Annotated in this window: 7 protein-coding genes; all 7 read right to left on the bottom strand. The window is 68.9% G+C overall.

What is annotated here, in order from left to right; all coding sequences use genetic code 11:
* Positions 1 to 2 precede the first annotated feature (2 nt).
* Genes ACQPW1_RS21580 through ACQPW1_RS21550 form a run of 7 tightly spaced genes read right to left on the bottom strand, consistent with a single transcriptional unit; the run spans position 3 to position 20,491 of the window.
* Positions 3 to 962: a hypothetical protein gene (locus ACQPW1_RS21580; protein ID WP_433664506.1), complete on the bottom strand. Its 960-nt coding sequence runs from the start codon at positions 960 to 962 to the stop codon at positions 3 to 5.
* On the bottom strand, positions 959 to 2,719 hold the full coding sequence (locus tag ACQPW1_RS21575; RefSeq protein ID WP_433664505.1) for a fatty acyl-AMP ligase: 1,761 nt from the start codon (positions 2,717 to 2,719) through the stop codon (positions 959 to 961). The genes ACQPW1_RS21580 and ACQPW1_RS21575 overlap by 4 nt, the downstream gene beginning before the upstream one ends.
* Positions 2,716 to 8,355: an amino acid adenylation domain-containing protein gene (locus ACQPW1_RS21570; RefSeq protein ID WP_433664504.1), complete on the bottom strand. Its 5,640-nt coding sequence runs from the start codon at positions 8,353 to 8,355 to the stop codon at positions 2,716 to 2,718. Before ACQPW1_RS21570 ends, ACQPW1_RS21575 begins: the two co-directional genes overlap by 4 nt.
* A complete protein-coding gene (locus tag ACQPW1_RS21565; RefSeq protein WP_433664503.1) occupies positions 8,348 to 11,332 on the bottom strand; it encodes a type I polyketide synthase in 2,985 nt (994 codons plus the stop codon). Before ACQPW1_RS21565 ends, ACQPW1_RS21570 begins: the two co-directional genes overlap by 8 nt.
* The gene (locus ACQPW1_RS21560; RefSeq protein WP_433664502.1) at positions 11,329 to 16,344 is read right to left on the bottom strand and encodes an amino acid adenylation domain-containing protein; all 5,016 of its coding nucleotides are present in this window, start codon (positions 16,342 to 16,344) and stop codon (positions 11,329 to 11,331) included. Before ACQPW1_RS21560 ends, ACQPW1_RS21565 begins: the two co-directional genes overlap by 4 nt.
* Positions 16,328 to 19,639: a type I polyketide synthase gene (locus tag ACQPW1_RS21555; RefSeq protein WP_433664501.1), complete on the bottom strand. Its 3,312-nt coding sequence runs from the start codon at positions 19,637 to 19,639 to the stop codon at positions 16,328 to 16,330. The genes ACQPW1_RS21560 and ACQPW1_RS21555 overlap by 17 nt, the downstream gene beginning before the upstream one ends.
* Positions 19,640 to 19,654: 15 nt before the next feature.
* Positions 19,655 to 20,491: a CPBP family glutamic-type intramembrane protease gene (locus tag ACQPW1_RS21550; protein WP_433664500.1), complete on the bottom strand. Its 837-nt coding sequence runs from the start codon at positions 20,489 to 20,491 to the stop codon at positions 19,655 to 19,657.
* Positions 20,492 to 20,763 lie beyond the last annotated feature (272 nt).

Raw genomic sequence — 20,763 nt, 5'->3', positions numbered from 1 at the left:
GACTACTCCCGCTCCGTGCGAGGCTGGTGCGCGAAAGCCGAGTGCTTGCCCTCGTATTCGGCGAGCGACAGCAGTGTCTCGGCGATGTGCGCGGTCTGTACGGTGCCGCCCGCGGCGGCGCGCATCCTGGCGTGCATCAGCAGCGGTGGAAGTTTGCGCCACTGCGTGACCGCACGTTCCCAGTGGTCGCGCCCGGCCGCGTCGAGTAGTTCGGGGTCCAGATCGGACGCCCACAGCAGCAGCTCGCGCTGGCGCAGCGCCTGCCACAGATCGTCCAACTGGGTGAAATCGTCTGGCGTCGAAGCGAACTGGTAGCGACTGGCCAGTGCGATGAGCGCATCAGCACCCACCAGACGGTCCTCGCGCGGTGAGAGCGGCGCCACCGGATGGGATTCGAGCCACCGATAGGTCTTGCCGACGTGGATCGCGTCCGAACCGGCCATCGCCCGTTCGCGCAGCAGCGCGACCGTGTCGTCCTGGCCGAGACCGGTCGACCACTCGCGCAGCTCGGCCGCCGAGAGCACCGGAATCCGTTGCCCGGTTTGCTTTCCGAGCTCGGTGGTCATGGTCAGCGGATCCTCTACCACCCAGCCTTCGACGGTCTCCACGATGGCCAGCCAGTGCGGGGCGTGCCAGCGCTGGTATCCGTGCTGCCACGGCAGGTGGAAGATGTCGGCGAGCAGCACCACCGAACCGTGCTCGGCCACTTGCTCTTCGAGCGCGTGATAGGCCGTCGCCCAGTCGTCGTCGCCGTTCACCCGCAGGCCCAGCGCGGGCAGCGGCGGGGTCGCGTCGTGCTCGAACAGCAGCAGGTCGTCCTCGGCGGGGCTCACCGCTAGGGTCGGCCCGCCTGCGAGCAGCGGCCGCCACCACTGGGTTTCGCCGCGGGCCACCAGTGCGCTGGCCAACGCCGCGGTGAAGCAGGTCAGCTTGTCGCCGTGGGTGGCGAGGGCCGTGGTCATTTCGCGCCTCGCAGGGTGCCGTCGAGGTAGGCGGTGCGTGAGGCCGAGCGCTGGATCTTGCCGCTCGACGTGCGCGGGATCGCACCGGGGCCGAGCAGCACCACCTCGTGCACGCCGACGTCGTGAATGCTGAAGATGGCCTGCCGCACCGCGTTCCGCAGTTCCTGCGCGGTGTTCTCGTCGTCGGACGGGATCCGGGCCTCGATGAGCACCACGATCTTCTCCTGCACGCCGACCTCGATGGAGAAGGCCGAGCAGCGACCGGGCAGCACCAGCGAATGCGCCTTCTCGGCGGCGTCTTCGAGGTCCGGCGGATAGTAGTTGCGGCCGTCGATGATGATCAGGTCCTTGAGCCGGGTGGTCGGATAGACCTCGCCGTCGTGCAGGAACCCGATGTCACCGGTGCGCAGGTAGTACTTGCCGTCGCGCGGCGCGAGTTCACCGCGGAAGGTGTGTTCGGTCTCTTCGGGCCGGTTGTAGTAGCCGGTGCAGACGGCCGGACCGGACACCCAGACCTCACCCAGCCGGTCCTCGGGCAATGCCAGCCTGGTCTCCGGATCCACGATCTGGATCGTGGTGCCCGGCGCCGCGGCGCCGCCGCTGACGATGTCCGCGCCGTCCTTGGCGACGACGACCTGACCCGCGGCGAGCGCCTCACGGTCCACCGTGAGCGTCTGCACGCCGGACAAGGTGCGCCAGTTCACCGACACGATCAGGGTCGACTCCGCCAGCCCGTACCCGGCGATCAGACTCGACCGGGCCAGGCCGTTGTCGGCGAAGGCCGCGTGGAACTTCTCGATGGTGCTCACCCGCACCGGCTCCGCACCGGACAACGCGTACCGCCAGCGACTCAGATCGATGCCTTCGAGCTCCGTCGGGCCGACGCGTTCGGCGCACAGTTCGTAGCCGACGTTCGGCGAGGCCGCGAAGACCTGCGCGGGGTTGTCGCTGATCGCCTGTAGCCAGCGCTCCGGCCGACGCAGGAACGAGGTCGGCGACATCTGGACCACACCGTGGCCGCTGATGATCGGCATGATCACGCCGACCATCAGGCCCATGTCGTGGAACAGCGGCAGCCAGCTGACGAAACCGACCTCGTCCTCGGCGGAAATGCCGACGTGGTACATCATTTCGTAGACCTGCCTGGCGTTGTCCAGGAGTCCGCGATGCGGCACCATCACCCCGGCGGGCGTGCGAGTGGAGCCGGAGGTGTACTGCAGCAAGGCGATCTGCTCGCGGTCCACCAGGACCGGTTCCCAGTCGATCGCGAGCTTCTCGTCGACCTCGCCGGTGGTCACGATGAGGCGGGTCGTGTCGGTCGGCGAATTGTCCAGCCACGCCGTCACATTCGCGAGTGCGCCGTCGGTGGTGACGATGCAGGCCGGGTCGGCGTCGACGCAGACCGCGTCGATGCGTCCGTTGGAGTTGTGCGCGCTCGGCGGATATAGCGGCACCGCGATGATACCGGCGTAGAGGCAGCCGAAGAACGCCTTCACGTACTCCAGGCCCGGCGGCAACAGCAGCACCGCCCGGTCGCCGGGGTGCGCGACCTGGAGCAGCGTGGCCGCGTATGCCCGTGCCGCGCGGTCGATCTCGGCGTAGGTCAGCGACTCGGTCTCGCCGTGCTTGGAGGTCGGATCCGGGTAGTGCAGGAAGCTGTAGGCGACCTTGTTCGGCCGTTGCGCGGCCTGGTTGGTCAGCGCGCGCACCAATGTGTCGTACTCGAGCGCGCCCCCGGTAAGCAGTGTTGTGGTCATACTCCGACCTCCTGTGGTGACGGAACGGCGAGGAAGCCGACCTTGCGGAAGTAATCCAGGTAGCGGATGAACAGGTCGCGGGAGACCGGCGGGCAGTGCACGCCGACCTGATCCAGTGCTGTGACAGCCTTGTCGACGTCGAACTGGATGAGCGGGGTGAGGCCGCCGTTGGCGCTCAACAGGCTCAGCACGCTGAAGGACGCCGATCCCGGTCCCGCGCTGGCAGCGTGGGCGGCGATCGCGTCGCGCCACTGGTCGAGGGCGACCAGTCGCACCGGCCAGCCGCTTTCCCGCAGCCACCCGATGGCCTCGGTGAAGGTGCTGGGCTGGGGGTTACGCAGGTGGTAGATGTGGGTGCCCGGTTTCGGGTTGCGGGCCAGTTCGACCATGGCCGAGCCGGTGAAGTCGGCCGGGGCCAGGTCGACCGCGAAGTCCACCTCCGGCGCGAGACCCACCTCCTGGCTCGCCTTGACGAGCAGCCAGAAGAAGTCGCTGGTCTGGCAGGCGCCGGTGCGGCTGTCGCCGCCGATGCGACCCAGTCGGAACACACTCACCGGCAAGCCACGCTCCCCCGCCTCGGTGACCAGTCGCTCGGAAACCCACTTGCTGCGTAGGTATCCGAGGGACAGCTGCGAGGGGTCCTGTGCCGCAAGCGGTTCCGCGACCCGTCCGTCGACCGCGTCACCAGGGCCGAGCACGTACAGCGAGGACACGAAATGCAGTGGCGCGCCACTGGTTCGGGCCAGGGTGACGAGCTCCTGGGTGCCCTGGACGTTGGCCGCCTCCAGCACCCGGTACGGCAGCGCGAAGTTCACGTGCGCGCCGTTGTGATAGATCGCGTCGATGGTGCGGCCCAGCAGCAGGAACTGCTTCTCGGACAACCCGAGTCGCGGCTCGGCCAGGTCACCGAGCACCGGGATGACCCGGTCGAACGAGTCGCGCGGCAGCTCGTAGCTGTCGAAGGTGGCGGTCAGACGGGCCAGGCCTTCGTCCCGGCTGTCGGCCCGCACCAGGCAGTGCACGCGGGAGTCGGTGCGCGCCAGCAGTTCATGGAGCAGGAAGGCGCCGACGAAGCCGGTCGCGCCGGTGAGCAGCACCTCGCCCGTGGTGGGCGGGGTGACGGTCCACGGTGCGGCGGGCCAGGATTCGATCGCGGCGGCCACCTCGGCTTCGAGGTCGATGACTTCCTCGGCGGCGGTCTCACCGGCCAGCAGCGCGACCACACCCGCCACTGTCGGCCGGGCGAACAGCGAACCGAGCGGAATGTCCTCGCCGAAGGTTTGTTTCAGCCGCAGGATCAGCTGAGCCGCCAGCAGTGAGTGGCCGCCGAGGTCGAAGAAGTTGTCTTCACGACCCACTCGCGGGATACCGAGGACGTGCGCGAAGACGCCCGCGACGCGCTGCTCGAGCGGGGTGCGCGGCGGCTCGTATTCCAAGGTGTTGCGGCGCAGGACCGGAGCGGGCAGTGCGCGTCGATCCAGTTTTCCGTTGGTGGTCAGCGGGAATTCGTCCAGCACGAGGACGGCTGCGGGCACCATGTGCTGCGGCAGTCGTCGCGCCAGGTGAGCGCGCACGTCGACGACCAAGTCGTCGCGGGCCTTGACGCGCAACGGGTCCGAGATGACGAGATCGTCCGGCCATTCGGCGTCCCGCGCCGTCGGGATGGACGGCAACGCCACATCCCAGCCGGTCACCACGACGTCGTACCGGCCACCCGGGCGGCGTAGCGCCTCGATGCGATACGGCACCCGATCGGCAAGGGCGAGATAGTCTTCCGGGCTGATGCCGCCGGAATCGGCGAGCGCGGCGCGGATCTGCGCGGCGCTGGCCCGGCCGCGCTGCAACTCGGCGACCACCGCGAGCGGACCGGCCACTCGGGCGTCGAGGACGTCGGCGATCAGCACCGCCGCCGGGCGATCCCGCTCGAGCAGCTCGGCCAGCAGCTGCGGCGTGGTCGTCGCGTCGAGCAGCTTCGGCCGCACCGGCAGGCCACGCTGGCCCGCGAACAGCACCGCGTCGTACCGGAATCGGGACATCTCGTTGAGGTACTCGCCGCGCTTGAGCCGCATCCTGGAGCCGGTCAGCGTCGGGTGGGTGGCCACGAAGTCTTCGAAATACCGTGGCGAGATGACCAATTCGGCATCCCGGTCGAGGGCGGCGCGCACGGCGGGTGCGAGCTCACCGGCACCGGCGGACGGCGCGTTGGTCGCCTCGACGGTCGCGTGGAACGACTCGCTGAGGGTGAGGTCGCGGACGTCGCCGACGAACAGCACGCCTTCGGGGGCGAGCAGGCCGACCACCGAATCCAGCACGCGGGTCAGGTAATCGGCGCTCGGGAAGTACTGGACCACCGAGTTGATCAAGATGACGTCGTACGGTCCGGCGACGTCGTAGGGCAGCTCGTCGGCGGCGCACATGTCGAGCCGGACGTGCTCGAGGTCCGGGTTGCCCTCGACGATCTTCGTCCGCACGTTCTCGATGGCCGAAGCGGAGACGTCGGTGGCGTCGTAGACCGCGCACTGCGGTGCCAGCCGGGACAGCAACAGGCCGGTGCCGCAACCGATTTCGAGGACGCGCTGCGGGGCCAGCGTGCGCACCGCGGCGACGGTCGCGTCGACCCATTCCCGCATGTGCTCCTCGGGGATGGCGGCATTGGTGTACGAGTCGTTCCAGCCGGAGATATCGAAATCGGCGTCGCCGTCACGGCCTTGGCGATAGGTGCTGTTGAAGACGATCTGCCAGTTGGCGACCTGGTCCTGTTCCGCTGCGGCCGCGTCGGCGGTCGCGTCGCCCGGCGTGAAATAGGCGACCAGGGACAGGCTTCCGCCGGTGTCCTTGCGGGCCAGCACGACCGACTGATCGACGCCGGGGTGCGCGGTGATCGCGGCCTCGATCTCGCCGAGCTCGATGCGGAAGCCACGCACCTTGACCTGCTGATCGATGCGGCCCAGGTATTCCAGGTCGCCGTCAGCCCGGCGGCGGGCGAGGTCGCCGGTGCGATAGACCCGTCGTCCCTCGAGCACGGGGCTCTCCACGAACCGTTCGGCCGTCAGGTCGTCGCGGTTCAGGTACCCGCGCCCGACACCGGGCCCGGATACAAGCATCTCCCCTGCCACGCCGTCGGGCACCGGACGCCCCGCCGGATCGACAATGAGCACACCGAGATCGGGCAGCGGCACGCCGATCAGGCTGCCTGCCGCCGAGACCACGTCGGCGCGGGTGAGTTCGCGATAGGTGACGTGCACGGTCGTCTCGGTGATGCCGTACATGTTCACCAGCCGCGCGGACTCGCCGAAACGATCGAACCACGGTGCGAGCGTGGACAAATCGAGTGCCTCGCCGCCGAAGATCACCCAGCGCACCGCGAGCTGCGTGCCGGGTGCGTTCTCCAGCGCGCGCAGCAGTTGGGTGAACGCGGACGGCGTCTGGTTGAGCACCGTGACCTGTTCGCGCGCAAGCAGTTCCGCGAACTCGGCGGTGGACCGGCTGACCGAGCCGGGCACCACGACGAGCCGGCCGCCGTAGAGCAGCGCGCCCCACATCTCCCAGACGGCGAAGTCGAAGGAGTACGAGTGGAACATCGTCCACACGTCCTGCGGGCCGAAGTCGTACCAGCGGGTGGTGGTGGAGAACAGGCGAACCACGTTGGCGTGCTCGATGACAACGCCCTTCGGGACGCCCGTCGAGCCCGAGGTGTAGATGACATAGCACGGGTCGTGCGGCTCGGCCTTCTCCAGCGGGAGGTCGGGCACGGTCTCGTCGGCCTGTTCGTCGATGAGCAGGAGTTCCGGGCCTGATTCCGAGGCCGAGACGAGGGCACTGTGGCTGATCACCAGACGCGCGCCGGAGTCCGCGATCATGAACTCGATCCGGTCGGCCGGGTACATCGGGTCCAGCGGGACATAGGCCGCACCGGCCCGCAGCACGGCGAGGATGGAGACGACCACATCGGCGGAACGGTCCAGATGGATGCCGACGAACGAACCGCGACCGATGCCGCGCGCACGCAGGCGCTGGGCCAGCTGGTCGGCGGCCTCCGCGAGCTCGCCGTAGCTCAGGGCGCTGTCGCCGAACGTGAGCGCGACCGCGTCGGGTGTCTGGATGGCCTGGGCCGCGAAGAGCTCGTGCAGCGTCAGGGCGGGCTCGGCGACGGTCTCGCTGGGCAGTGCCGCGGCGATCGCTCGTTCCCGCTCGTCCGTCTCGAGGAAGTCGAGTTCCGGCAGTGCGGTGTCCGGGTTGGCGACCACCGCGGTCAGCAGGGCGACGAAGTGGCGCGCGATAGCGGCGACGGTGGGCTCGTCGTAGAGGTCGACGTCGTATTCGAACGCGCCGACCAGTTCCGCGCCGACCTGGCGCAAGGTGACCAGCACGTCGAATTTGGTAGTGCCGGAATGCACTTCGACGTATTCGGCGCTGAGTCCGGGGATGGCGAGTTCGGGTAGCGCGGTGTTCTGCAACACGACGGCGGTGCGGAACAGTGGCGAGTGGCTCAGTTCCCGGTCGGGGCGCACGTGCTCGACGACGAGGTCGAACGGCGCCTCCTGGTGGTCGAACGCGTCGAAGACGACGCGCTGTTCCCGGCCGAGGAGTTCGCGGAAGGTCGGCGCGCCGGACAGATCCGTGCGTAGTGCTAGGGCGTTCACGAAGAACCCGATCAGCGGCTCGATCTCGGGCCTGGTGCGGCCCGCGATCGGTGTGCCGACGGTGATGTCCTCCGCGCCGGTGTAATAGCGAAGCAGCGCTTTGAATCCCGCCATCAACCCGATGAACAGGGTGGCGGGGCGGTCGTTCACCCGGACCTCGTCGACGAGATGCCGCAGGCCGGACAGCACCGGTGCCGGAATCGTGAACAGCACCCGGGCGCCGCGGTTTTCCGGCTCGAGCGCGCGCGGCCGGTCGGGGTGGAAGGTCACCAGTGGCGGTTCGTCGCCGAGCACGCCGCGCCAGTAGTCGAGGTCGGCGCCGAACTTGTCCTGCTGCGCGAGATCCTGCAGCCAGGTCGCGTAGTCAGGGTACTGCAACGACAGTTCCGGCAGTTCCGGAAGGTGCTTGCCCGCCGTGAGATCCGCGTAGGCGGACATCAGTTCGGTGGCGAACACGCCGAGCGACCAGCCGTCGGAAATGATGTGGTGCATGGCGACCGCGAAGATCGAATCGTCCTCGCTCAGCCGCACCAGCAGCACCTCGACCAGCTGACCGGACAGGTCGAAGACGGTCCGGCTGAACTGCTCGACCTGCTCGGTCGCGTCCGCCAACGGCCGGTTCGGGTCCAGCTGCGACGACGACACCATGGTCATCGGCAGCGGCGCCACCGGCCCGACGACCTGGACCGGAACACCGTCGCGCACTTCGATGCTGGTGCGCAGCGACTCGTGCCGGGCGACGACCAGCGACAGCGCGCCCTGCAGGGCCGCGATGTCGAGGTGGCCGCGCAGGCGCAGCGCCAGCGGCATCGTGTAGGTGGCCCGATCCGGGAACAGCTGTTCCAGGAACCAGATTCGCTGCTGGGCGGCCGAAAGCGGTGCGGCGGCAGTGGGATCGGGACGGCGCGGAATACCGGCGCGCGGGGTGCCACCCGCGGCCCAGCGGCGCAGCAACGCGCGGCGGGATGCGCCCGTGTCGACGAGTTCAGGCATTGTTGCTCCGTTCTTCGGCCGCCCCCGGCTGGTTGAGCAGCAGCTCGACCTCGCTGTCGGACAGTTCGTCCAACCGCTGCATCAGGTGCGCGGCGATGGTGTCGGCCATCCCCGCGGCTGTCGGGCTGGCGAACAGCTCTCCGAGTGCGAGATCCAACGGGAAGATGGACCGCAGCTGTGTTGCGACGTGCACGGCGAGCAGCGAATCCCCGCCCAGTTCGAAGAAGTTGGCGTCGTTGCCGACCTCGTCGATGCCGAGCGCCGCGCACCACACCGCGACGACCTGGTTGCGCACCGAGACCACGAAGTCGTCCTCGTCGGACGGTTCGGCAGTAGTGCTGTCGATCGGGGCCGAGGCGGGCGCCACGGGATCGATGCGCCGGGTTTGCGTCGGCGCCACCTCTGGGGCGTCGACCCAATAGCGTTTCAGGGCAAAGGGATACGTAGGCAGGCTGACCTTCGCCGAGGTTTCGCCGCCGTAGATGGCGTCGAAATCGATTGCGACACCGGACAACCACAGTCGTCCGGCTGCGTCCACGATCGCGGTCTCAGGCGCGCCCGCGCCGAGGCCGATGCCGAGGGTGCCGACCGTGGCCGAGGCGCGATCGGCGGTGCGCAGGAACGAGACGAGGGACTTGCCCGGGCCGACCTCCAGCGCGACGGTCCCCGGGTTGCGGCCGACCAGGGCGAGGGCGGCCTCCCGGAAACGAACGGTGCTCGTCATCTGGCGGGACCAGTAGGCCGGGTCGACCGCCTGTTCGGCGGTGATCGGCGCGCCGGTGACGTTCGACCAGAACGGCACTTCCGGCGCCTTACGGGGAACGCCGCGGACGAGTTCGGCGAAGCGAGCCGCGGCCTCGTCCATGAGCGGCGTGTGGAACGCGTGCCCGACGGGCAGCAGCGAGCTCGGCACGCCCTCCTCGGAGAGTTCACCGGCCAGCCGGAACAGGGCCGCCGGGGAGCCCGCGACGACGCAACGGTTGGCGGAGTTGTCGGCGGCGAGCCAGACGTCCTCCGGCAGGCGCTCCGCGACGACGTCCACGCCCTTGGAGATCGCGAGCATGCCGCCGGGCGGGGAGGCCGCCATGATCCGGCCGCGTTCGACCACCAGTTGCAGTGCGTCGGCCAGCTCGAAGACGCCCGCGATGGTGGCGCAGACGAGCTCACCGAGGCTGTGCCCCAGCAGTTCCCGTGGTTCGGCGCCGAATTCGCGCCACATCCCGGCGAGTGCGTACTCGACCGCGAACAGGGCGACCTGGGTCTGCTCGGTGCCCTCGGCATTGCGCACCGCGGCGTCCAAGTCGAAGCCGCTACGCTCGCGCAGGATGTCGGCGCAGGCGCGGTACCGGTCGCCGAACGGGCGGACCGTCGCGGCGAGTTCGAGAACGGCGGCGCCGAGCGCGACACCCTGTCCGGGGAACAGCCAGGCGAGCGCGGGAGCGGGCGAGGCCTCCCCCGCCGCGGGCTTACTCAGTGCGGCCGCAGCCTCCGCCGTCGTGCTTGCCACGACCATGCGGCGGTGCGGGAAACGACGGCGGCCGTGCGTCAACGTTTTTGCGACAGAAGCGAGTTCCGCGTCCGTGTTGCTCAGGTGCTCGGCGAGCCGGGCCGCGATACGGTCGGCGTCCTGTGCGGTGCGACCCGAGATCAGCAGTGCGCGGGGGCCGGACTGCACCGGGGCCGGTGCCTGTGTCGGCGGCTGTTCGACGATCACGTGGGCATTGGTCCCGCCGATGCCGAAGGCGCTCACGGCCGCCCGCCGCACCTCGTCCGACCAGGTCCGCAGTTCCGTGTTGACGAAGAACGGTGTTGCGGCGAAGTCGATTTCGGGGTTCGGCCGGGTGTAGTGCAGGCTGGCCGGGATGCGCCCCTCGCGCACGGCGAGCACGGCCTTGATGAACCCGGCGACGCCACCCGCGGAGTTGAGATGGCCGACATTGGATTTCACCGAGCCGAGCGCGCAGTACTGCGCGGCGTCGGTGTGCTCGCGGTAGGCCGCGCTCAACGCCGCCACCTCGATCGGGTCACCGAGCTTGGTGCCGGTGCCGTGCGCTTCGACGTAGCCGATGGTGTCGGCCCCGATTCCGGCGGCCGACAACGCTTCCCGGATGACAGCACGCTGGCCCGCGATGCCGGGCGCGGTGAAGCCGATCTTGTTGCCGCCGTCGTTGTTCACCGCGGAACCGACGATCACGGCGTGGATGTTGTCCCGGTCGGCGATCGCGTCGGCGAGCCGCTTGAGCACGACAACGCCGACACCCGAACCGAATACGGTGCCACTGGCATCCGCGTCGAACGCCCGGCAGTGACCGTCCGGGGAGAGGATCGACCCCTCTTCGTAGATGTATCCGGCCTCCTGCGGCACCTGCACGCTCGCACCGCCCGCAAGCGCCACGTCGCACTGGAAGTCGAGCAGCGCCTGCGCGGCCTGATGCACGGCGACCAGGGAGGTGGAGCACGCCGTCTGCACCGCGACACTCGGCCCGGTCAGGTTCAACTTGTAGGAGACCCTGGTGGCCATGTAGTCGGAAGCGTTGCCGTGCAGCGCGTGCAGCTGCGAGCTGGGTGTCTGGAACAGGCTCGCGTGTCCGACGAGGTTACGTAGCAGATAGGTGCTGATGCCCGCGCCCGCGAAAACGCCGACCGGCGTGGGGTTTTCGGCCGCGATGTGACCGGCGTCCTCCAGTGCCTCCCACGCGCACAGCGTGAACAGGCGATGCTGCGGGTCGGTGAGTTGTGCTTCGCGCGGCGGCATTTCGAAGAACTCCGCGTCGAACTTGTCCGCGTCCGCCAGCAGCGCGCCCGCGTGCACGTATCCGGCGGGCGGGTCGGCGGGCATGGCTTCCGGGGCGAGCGGGCGCACCGATTCGCGGCCCTCGCACAGGTTGCGCCAGTAGTCCGTGACGGTGTCCGCGTCGGGGAAACGGCAGGCCATGCCGATCACCGCAACGCGGAATTCGTTGTCGTCGTGTGTCATCGCTGGCTCCCAACGCTGTCGGGCAGGGTCTCGGTCGCCTGGCGGTGCGCCCGGCGGCGGGCGGCAGCCGCGCGCCGGTCCTGACCTCGGTCCGCGTCCTCCTGCGGCGCCGTCCGCCCGGCTAGAGACTTGGCCAGCCCGTCAACAGTCGGTGCCGCGAACAGGTCGGTCATCGCCAGGTCCACGCCGAGGCGGCGCTCCAGCAGCCCACGCACCCTGGCCAGCGCGAGCGAATGGCCACCGAGGTCGAAGAAGTTCTGCCCGAGACCGATCTCGCGGTCGAGCACCTCCGCCCACACCTCCGCGACGACGCGCTCCAGCTCGGTGCCCGGCGGCGTGTACACCGGCGCCACGGCCGGGGCGATCTTCGGCAGCTTCGCGCGATCGAGCTTGCCGGTGAGGCCGCGCGGCAGGTGGTCGAGAACCATGTAGGCCGACGGAATCATGTAGTCCGGCAACCGAGTACGCAGATAGGCGGACAGCTCGAGGTAGTCGGGCTCCAGCGGACCGTCCTGGGTGAGGTAAGCGACCAGCCTCGGCACGTCGGCCTCGGCGTCGAGCACCACGGCGGCCTCGGCGACCGTCGGGTGCGACCGCAGGAACGTCTCGGCCTCGCCCGGTTCCACCCGGTGGCCGCGGATCTTGACCTGGCGGTCCTTGCGGCCGACGAAGACGAGTCGGCCGTCGGGCAGCCGCCGGGCGAGATCGCCGGTCCGGTAGTACGGGACGCCGTTGGGGCCGGTGCCGAACACCTTCTCGGTGAGTTCGGGACGATGCCAGTAGCCGAGCGCGACGTACGAGCTGCGCAGCGCGATCTCACCGTAAACCTCGGTGGGACGGCCACTTCCGTCGACCAGATCGACCTCGACGCCCTCGACCGGGTGGCCGATCGGCACCCCTGCGCTGTCCGCGTCCTCGGGAGTGATGATGTGCTGCAACGCGACCGAGCATTCGGACGGCCCGTACAGGCTGACCAGGCGGCAGGTCGGGCCGAAGTGCTTGCCGAAGTCGACGACGTCGCCGCGGACCACTTCCTCGCCGCCGAGCGCGACCAGCCGCAGCGCGTCCGGCACCCACGGGCCGTCGGTGTCGCCGAGCAGGTAGCGGAAAAGCGTTGGCGTGCAGTGCAGCACGGTGACCCCGGCGCGTTCGATCTCCTCGCGCAGGCCCGCGGGACTGAACAGGTGCGGGTCGATCACGTACAGCTCGGCCCCGGCCGCCGCCGCGCCGAACGAGTTCAGCACACCGGCGTCGAAGGTGTAGCGGGCGGGCGCGGCCACGACGTCGTCGGGTCCGATGCGCAGTCGCCGCGCGTAGGTGACCGCGTGGGCCAGTGCGTTGCCGCGGCTCTGCGCCACACCCTTCGGGCGGCCGGTCGAGCCGGACGTGTGCAGGATGTAGGCGAAATCGTCGGCACTGATATGGGACTTCGCCCAGGTCGACAGGTCGTTGGTGGGCACCGTGCTCAGCGTCGGGTGCGGTTGATCGGTGCGCCCGGACACGGTGAAGACGTGCGCCCCACCGGCGACCGAGCGGGCGAGATCGGCGAGCGACGGATCGCACAGCAGCGCGGAGACGTCGGCCTCCTCCATGATCTCGATCAGCCTGGCCTGCGGCGCGCGCGGGTCGAGCGGGACGTACGCGACACCCGCGCGCAAAGCCGCCCAGACGGCGACGAAACTCTCCGGCGTGTGGTCGTAGAGCAGGGCGACGCGGCTGCCATCGAGGCCGGCGCCGATCAGCTCCTTGGCGATGGCGGCGGTGAGCACGTCGAGTTCGGCGAAGCTCGTGGTGCGATCGCCCGCGCGCAAAGCCGGTGCGCTGCCGCGCAAGTCGATCACGGCGTCGAGCCGATCGATCAGTCGCTCGTCCGGCTCCGCCTCGGGCACCATCGGGGAGCCGGGCAGGGTCCAGATCGCCTCGGCCGCAGCCTGATCCGGGCTGTCCAGGCGTACCTCGCCGACGAGCTGTTCCGGGTTCGCGACAATGCTCGCGAGCGCGGTCGCGTAATGCCGCAGTGCCCGAACGGCGGTCGGCGCGTCGTAGAGGTCGGCGCTGTATTCCAGGGTGAGCTTGGTCGGGCCGTCGGTCTCGTCGACCGTGAGGTCGAAGTCCATCTTGGCCGTGGTCCGGGGCGCGTCCACCAGCTCGACGTCGAGGTCTGCCATGTCGAGAGACGGTGGGGGCGTGTTCAAGTAGTTGAACATGACCTGGGCGAGCGGGGTGCGGCTCATGTCCCTGGTCGGCACCATTGCCTCGATGACCTTCTCGAACGGCAGGTCCTGGTTGGCATGCGCCGACAGCACCGTCTTGCCGACACGGGCCACCAGCGCGGAGAAGGTCTCCTCGGTGTCGACCTCGGTGCGCAGCGCCAGGGTGTTCAGGAAGCAGCCGACGAGCGGCTCGACGGACGAGCGGGTGCGCCCGGCGATCGGCGAGGCGACGATCAGATCCTGTTGGCGGGTATAGCGATTCAGCATGGTGTAGAAGGCGGCGAGCAGCACCGCGAAGGTGGTGACGCCGCTGCGGGCCGCGAGCGCCCGTACTTCGGCCATCACCTGCGGGTCGACGGCGAGCCGCTCGACCGCGCCGCGGGAGGTGCGGCGGGCCGGACGCGGTCGGTCGCCGGGGATTTCGGTGACCGTCGGGTCGGCCAGCTCGGCGCGCCAGAAGTCCAGCTGCCCGTCGAGCCGGTCGGCGTTGCCGCGCTGCCAGCCCGCGTAGTCCGCGTACTGCACGACCAGCGGCGGTAGCGGCGAGTCGACGCCCGCGACCTGCGCCCGGTAGTGGGCCGAAACCTCTTGGCTCAGTACGGCAACGGACCAGCCGTCACACACGATGTGATGGAGGGCGATGGCCAGGAGGTACTCGTCCGGCCCCGACTTGATGAGGTGGTAGCGCCAGACCGGGCCTTCGGCGAGATCGAACGGCGCACGATAGACGCTCGCCGCGAGTTCGGCCTCGGCGGTGCCGCGCTGTTCGGTAGGCAGGGTGCTGAAGTCCGTGAACTCCAGTGGCCGTGGCGAATACGGGCGGATCACCTGACGCAGCTGTCCGTCGTCGGTGGTGCGATAGACGCTGCGCAGCACCTCGTGCCGCTGTTCGACCAGGGCCAGGGCCTGCTCGACCGCGGCGACGTCGAGCTCGCCGCGCAGCCGCAGGCCGCCGGGCATGATGTAGGTCGCGTTGCCGGGATCCAGTGTCTCCAGGAACCATAGGCGTTCCTGGGCGTAGGACACCGCGAGCAGTTCGCCGTCCGTGCGCGGCACCGGCTTAAGCGGCGGCAGCGAATCCTGTTCTGCGGACGCCGCTTCGATCAGGCGCGCGGCCGTCACGATCGTCGGACTCTCGAAGAGCTCACGCAGCGACACGCTGACGTCGAACTCGTCGAGGATCTGGGAGATCACCCGGGTTGCCGCCAAGGACGTGCCGCCGAGCAGGAAGAAGTCGTCGTGGCGGCCGATTTCGGTACGCTCCAGCGCCTGCGCCCAGAGAGCCGCGAGGCGGGTCTCGCGTTCGCCGATCGGAGCCTCGAACGCTACGTCATCGGAGTCGTCCGAATCCGCTTCGGCCGCTTGGTCGTTCACCGCATACTCGCGCACCGGTAGCACGGCGAGCAGCTCGTCGACTGGTGTCGTCGGTGCGGCGGCGGCCGCTGCCGCGATGGCGAGGAAGTCCTGCGCCAGATCCGCCGCGGCGGTCGCGTTGAGCAGCTTCTCGTTGTAGGTCAGGTGGCAGACCAGCTCCGAGCCCGTCTCGGCGACGTGCATGACCAGGTCGTAGAGCGTGGCGCCGGTATCGATGGTCTGCCACTCGACAGTCAGTCCCCATTCGCTCAGATCGGGGCGCTCCAGCATCTGCTGTACGAACAGGGTCTGGAATACCGGGCTGAAGGCCGGATCCCACGGCCCGCCGATGGCCTCGACGACCCGCTCGAACGGGACGGTCTCGTCGTCGTAGGCCGCCATCGCGCTGTCGCGGGTCCGGTGCAGCAGGTCGAGGAAGGTCTGGTCGTCGGCGAGATCGGCGCGAACGGGGACGGTATTGACGAAGTGCCCGATGGTCTTCGCGAGCTCGGCGTACGGGCGGGCCGCCATCGGGATGCCGACACAGAAGTCGCGCTGTCCGGTGCGGTGCGCCAATGTCAGCTCGTAGCAGGCCAACAGGAAGACGAACGGCGGCATGCCGTTGTCGGCCGCAAAGGCGCGCACCGCGTCGGCCGCCTCGCGGGAGAACGAATTCTCCACGCGCGCACCGTTGTTGCCCACCCGCCGCGGGCGGCGGCCGAGGGACAGATCCAACGGCGGGGCACCACGCAGCAGCGCGGCCCGGCGCTCGACGGCCGCCGCTTGCGTTGCGGAGGCGCCATGTTCGGCACTCCACACCGCATAGTCGGCGTATTGCCGCGGCGGCACCGGCAGAATGGTCTCCGCTCGGTGCACGACGGCACCGTAGGCCGCCCACAGCTGATCGATCAGCAGCGCGATCGACAATCCGTCCAGCACAAGGTGATGCGCGACGACCGCGAGGATCCACTCCTGCTCGGCCAGCCGGATCAGCGCCCAGCGCACCGGCGGCCGATCCGCCAGATCGAACGGCGCAGACGCGAGGGACTCGAGCAGCTGATCGACCGCCGCCGCCCGCGATTTCGCGGGCACCAGGCGCAGATCGGGCGTCTGCCAGTCGGCGCCCTCGACGTCGACGACCTCGGCTCGCAGACCTTCCGGTGACTCCTTGAAGACCGTCCGGAAGGCGTGCTGCTGCTGAGTCACCGCGTCGGCGGCCGCACGCAGCGCCGCGGTATCGAGCGGACCGGTGATCCGAATGCCCAGCGGCACATGGTAGATCGCCGCGTGACCGGCCAGCTGCTCGTGCAGCCAGATGCCCCGCTGCGCCGGGGTGACCGGGAACGGACCCGCACCCTCGCGCAGTGGAACGGTGGTGGTGGAGATACCCGCCGCGCGGCGTTCCCGCAGGCGGGCCAGGGCCAGGCTGCTAGCCGGTGAGTTCATGATCGCTCTCCAAAAGGGCTGCATCGGCTTGTTCGACCATGAGCTCCTCCAGCGCCGCCGCCACCTGGGCGACGGTGGGCTCCTGCAACATGCGCCGGAGGGCGAACTCGATCTCGAAGAGTTCGCGGAGTCTGCGGACGAACTGGGTGGCGGCTAGGGAATGCCCGCCGATGCGGAAGAAGTTCTCGAAAACGCCGACCTGCTCCAGCCCGAGCAGTTCGGCCCACATTTCGGCGACGACCTGCTCGTATTCGGTGCGCGGCGCGACATAGTCGACGTCGGCGGTGAACAGATCCGTGGTCGCGCGCGAGACCGGGGCGGCCTCGACGCTCGGCACGCCACCGGCGATCCGGTACGACTTGCGGTCGAACGGATACAGCGGCAGCCGGGCCAGCGGCCGGGTCGCCGCGTCCACACCGGCCCAGCGCACCTCGTGCCCGCGGACGTGCAGTTCGCCGAGCGCCGCCAGCATCACCGACAGGTCGTCGACGTCGCGGACCAGCGACGGCACCGCGACCCCGGCCCGATCGTGATGGCGGAGCAGGCTTTTCAGCATGCCGTTGAGCGCGGGATGCGGGCCGATCTCGATGAAGGTGCCGATGTTGGCGTCGATCATCGCGCCGACCGCCTCGGCGAACTGCACCGGGCGCACCACCTGATCGGTCCAGTAGAGGCCGTTCAGTTGCGCGCCGTCGATCCGGCCGCCGGTGACTGTCGAGAAGAACGGGATGCTGCCCTCGCAGGGCTGGATGCACGGCATGTCCGTCGCGAATTCCGGCAGGCAGTCACGCATCAGCGGCGAGTGGAAGGCATAGCGGCCGGGCAGGCGGCGGGTCATGATCTGCTCGCCGTCGAGCCGGTTGAGGTAGCCGTCGACCGCGCCGGTGTTGCCCGAGATGAGCGTCCACTTCGGGCCGTTGGTGCCCGCGAGGTAAACCCGTTGCGGCAGTTCGAGTTCCGCAGCGGGGCGGTTGACCACGGCCATGCAGCCGTTGTCACGCAGGCGCGCAGTGGCTTTGGCCCGGGCCGCGATGATTTGCGCGGCGGTGCGCAGGTCGATCGCACCGCAGACGTGCGCGGCGGCGACTTCGCCGACGCTGTGTCCCACCACCGCAGCGGGGGTGATTCCCCACGACTGCCACAGTGCAGCCAGCGCGACCTGCAGAGCGAACAGCACCGGCTGGGCTGTGCCGGTATCGGCGAGAGCTTCCTCGTCGCGGCCCCGGTCGAGGATGGCGAAGGTGGACCAGCCGAGCTCCATGCGCAGCTCACGATCGACCGCGAGCAGCGCGTCGCGGAATACCGGCTGGTGCCGGATCAGCTTGCGGCCCATGCCGATCCACTGGTTGCCCTGACCGGTGAAGACGAAGCCCACCTTGCCCGGACCACTGCGCGGCACCCGGCCCGCGGCGGCGCCGAGCGGTAGCGAACCGCCGGAGATCGAGGTGAGCTGCTCCGCCAGGTCCGCGTGACCGCGGGCGGTGACGGCGACGCGGAACGGGTGCTGCGCCCGGCGCGCGGTCGAGGTCTGCGCGAGTTCGGCGATCGGCGGGGCCGATCCGTCACGCAGTGCGTCGATCCAGCTGTCGACCAGATCCAGGGTCGACTGCTCGCTCCGGCCGGAAATGCTGACCAGATAAGGCTTTTCGGGCGCGGCGGCCGGCTGGGTGTGTGCCGTCTGCGCCGGAGCGCCGGTGAGGACGGCGTGTGCGTTGGTGCCGCCGAAGCCGAACGAGCTCACGCCCGCCAGGGCACGGCCACGACGCTGCGGCCAGACCTGGTTCTCGGCAGGCACATTGAACGGCAGATCTTCGAAAGCGATGTGCTTACTGGGCGATTCGAAGTTCAGGTTGGCGGGCACCTGCTCGTGGTGCAACGCGAGGGCGGTCTTCACCAGTCCGGTGATGCCCGCGGCGGCCTCGAGGTGACCGACCACCGTCTTGGCGGAGCCGACGAGGAACTTCTCGTCGCCACCGCGGTTTTCGGCGAAGACGGTGCCGAGCGCGCGTGCCTCGATGGCGTCGCCGAGGATGGTCCCCGTGCCGTGCGCCTCGATGTACTGCACGTCGCCGGGATTCACGTTGGCCCGCCGATAGGCGCGACGGAGCACGTCGACCTGTGACTGATAGCTCGGCGCGGTCAGCCCGTTGGTACGACCGTCCTGGTTTATCGCCGAACCGAGCAGCACCGCGTAGACGCGGTCGCCGTCCTGCTCGGCCTGCGCCAGCGGCTTGAGCACGACCGCGGCGCTGCCCTCGCCACGAACGTACCCGTCGGCCCGATCGTCGAAGGTCTTGCAGCGCCCGTCGGCGGCCATCATTCCCGCGTCGGCCAGCGACTCGGTGACCCGCGGGTCGAGGGTCATGTTCACCCCGCCGACCACGGCGACGTCGCAGTCCCCGTCGTGCAGGCTGCGCAGCGCCATGTGCAGCGCGACCAGCGACGACGAGCAGGCGGTATCCACGCTGACGCTCGGCCCGCGCAGATCGTAGAGATAGGACAACCGATTTGCCGCGATGCTGCTCGCGTTGCCGGTGACGGCGGCGATCGGCATCCCGGACTCGGCGGCGTCGCCTATGCCGCGGGCGTAGTCGCCCGCAGTGATGCCGACGAAGGTGCCGGTCGAGGTCCCGGCGAGCCGCTCCACCGGCACGCCCGCGTCCTCGAAGGCGTCCGCGACGGTTTCCGCGAGCAGCCGGTGCTGCGGATCCATCGCCGCTGCCTCGGCATCGCCGATGCCGAAGTAGTTCGCGTCGAAGGCGTACGGGTCATCGAGGAAGGAGCCGAACCACGAACGGCGCTTGTCGTCGCGTCGCGCGGTGCCCGACGGCCAGTCGTGCCTGGCCTCCGGCGCCTCGCCGACCAATTCCCGGCCGTGCCACAGGGTTTCCCACAGCTGCTCGGGTCCGCGCAGTCCGGGGAACGAGCAACCGATGCCGATGATGGCGACCGGTTCCTGCGCGGTGTCGGCGCGAGGCGGGCGCCCCCCGACTTCGGGCTCCCGAGCCGCGGCATCGTGCTGCGCCGGTTCGGTGCTGTCCTGTGCCGCGGCCAGCCCCTCGGCCAGGGCGTGCACGGTCGGATACTCCCAGGGGAGGTCCGGCGGTAGTGGTTTACCCATCCAGGTGGAAATCTTGCCGACGAATACCAGGGCCACCGCCGAGGTGAGCCCGAAACTCGAGAAAGGCTCACTCAGCGCGACATCATCCGTGGCAATGTCCAGTAAATCTCCGAGCGTTTCGGTGAGAAACAAACTGATCTCGTCGGCCGTCCGACGGGCCATTTCTGCAGACATCTAGCACTATCCCTACTACGTAGAAACAGAAGTACGTGGCTCGACTGAATTATCAGTATTGTCCGCGACGGCGGGGACATTATGGTCGGTGAGAGTTTTCCCGGGAATCTCGGACAATCCACGCTCGGCCAGGTTGCGCCGAGCCTGCGCCAGCGGGAATGCCAGCACGCGCAGGTCGTGGAAGAGCTTCACCGCGATGGTCGGCCAGATCGCTCCGGTCAATTTGTAGGTCAGCGCGAGTGCGACACCACCGAATATCACCTGAGCGGAGACGGCGGGACGGAATCCGTGCCGCAGACCATCGATGACGCCACCGGCAACGATGATCAGGATCCAGAACGGCATGTCCGGCCACAGCAGCGCGACCGCGTAGATGGTGAAGCCGCGGTAGACGACCTCCTCGGCGGGCGTGCTGAACGAGTTGGCCAGCCACCAGAACCGCTCGATCGAGCTCTCCGGCGTGATGAAGACGACGTACTCGATCTTGTGCGCGATCCAGTCCTTGCCGCGCCGACCGCCGACCAGCGGAATCAGCACGGGGCCAAGCAGATACGACACGTAGATGGCGACGATGGCCAGGCTGATGATCTTCTCGGCCAGCGAGAAGCCGCGGAAGACGGAGAAGTCGAAGTGGGTGAGTCCGAGCTCGTGCACCGAGGTGCCGCTGACCGCGAACGCGACGAGGATGACGGCCAGTGTCGCCCAGGTCCGGAAGACGCCACCCTGGTACAGGCGGACGCGCGCGTCGGACCGTTCGCCGAATTCCTTCGTGAAAACGCGAACCGAGAATATCTCGAAGAATGGCTCGGCGAAGACGAGGTAGACAAGCAGAATAATGCAGAAGATTTCCATCGGGAGGCCCCGTTCACTATCCGGTCGGGTCGGTCTTTACATTTCAGTGGAGTGGGGTCGTCCGTGCCCTCATGCCGGGACAACTAATTACACGCAGGTTGCGGGAAACATCAGGTGACTTTGCGGTACTGCCCGAGCGCTGACATCACCTACCTACGGCGTCGTCCTGAACACATCGGCAGACAGTACAACCGTACTGAGATGACTGTCTACAGCTTCCACCTGGAAGCGCCTGTGAGCTGAGACACCGGTTTTATACGGAGTAAGGCCCT

This window comes from Nocardia sp. CA-128927 (assembly GCF_050955855.1).
Lineage (GTDB): Bacteria > Actinomycetota > Actinomycetes > Mycobacteriales > Mycobacteriaceae > Nocardia.
The sequence above is the reverse complement of the archived record's forward strand: the minus strand, read 5'-3'. Positions and strand labels throughout refer to the sequence as shown.

Bases quoted from the DNA above. Each gene is read 5' to 3' on its own strand.
- ACQPW1_RS21580 (WP_433664506.1), bottom strand. From the start codon at position 962: ATGACCACGGCCCTCGCCACCCACGGCGACAAGCTGACCTGCTTCACC.
- ACQPW1_RS21550 (WP_433664500.1), bottom strand. From the start codon at position 20,491: ATGGAAATCTTCTGCATTATTCTGCTTGTCTACCTCGTCTTCGCCGAG.
- ACQPW1_RS21565 (WP_433664503.1), bottom strand. From the start codon at position 11,332: ATGACACACGACGACAACGAATTCCGCGTTGCGGTGATCGGCATGGCC.
- ACQPW1_RS21570 (WP_433664504.1), bottom strand. From the start codon at position 8,355: ATGCCTGAACTCGTCGACACGGGCGCATCCCGCCGCGCGTTGCTGCGC.
- ACQPW1_RS21575 (WP_433664505.1), bottom strand. From the start codon at position 2,719: ATGACCACAACACTGCTTACCGGGGGCGCGCTCGAGTACGACACATTG.
- ACQPW1_RS21560 (WP_433664502.1), bottom strand. From the start codon at position 16,344: ATGAACTCACCGGCTAGCAGCCTGGCCCTGGCCCGCCTGCGGGAACGC.
- ACQPW1_RS21555 (WP_433664501.1), bottom strand. From the start codon at position 19,639: ATGTCTGCAGAAATGGCCCGTCGGACGGCCGACGAGATCAGTTTGTTT.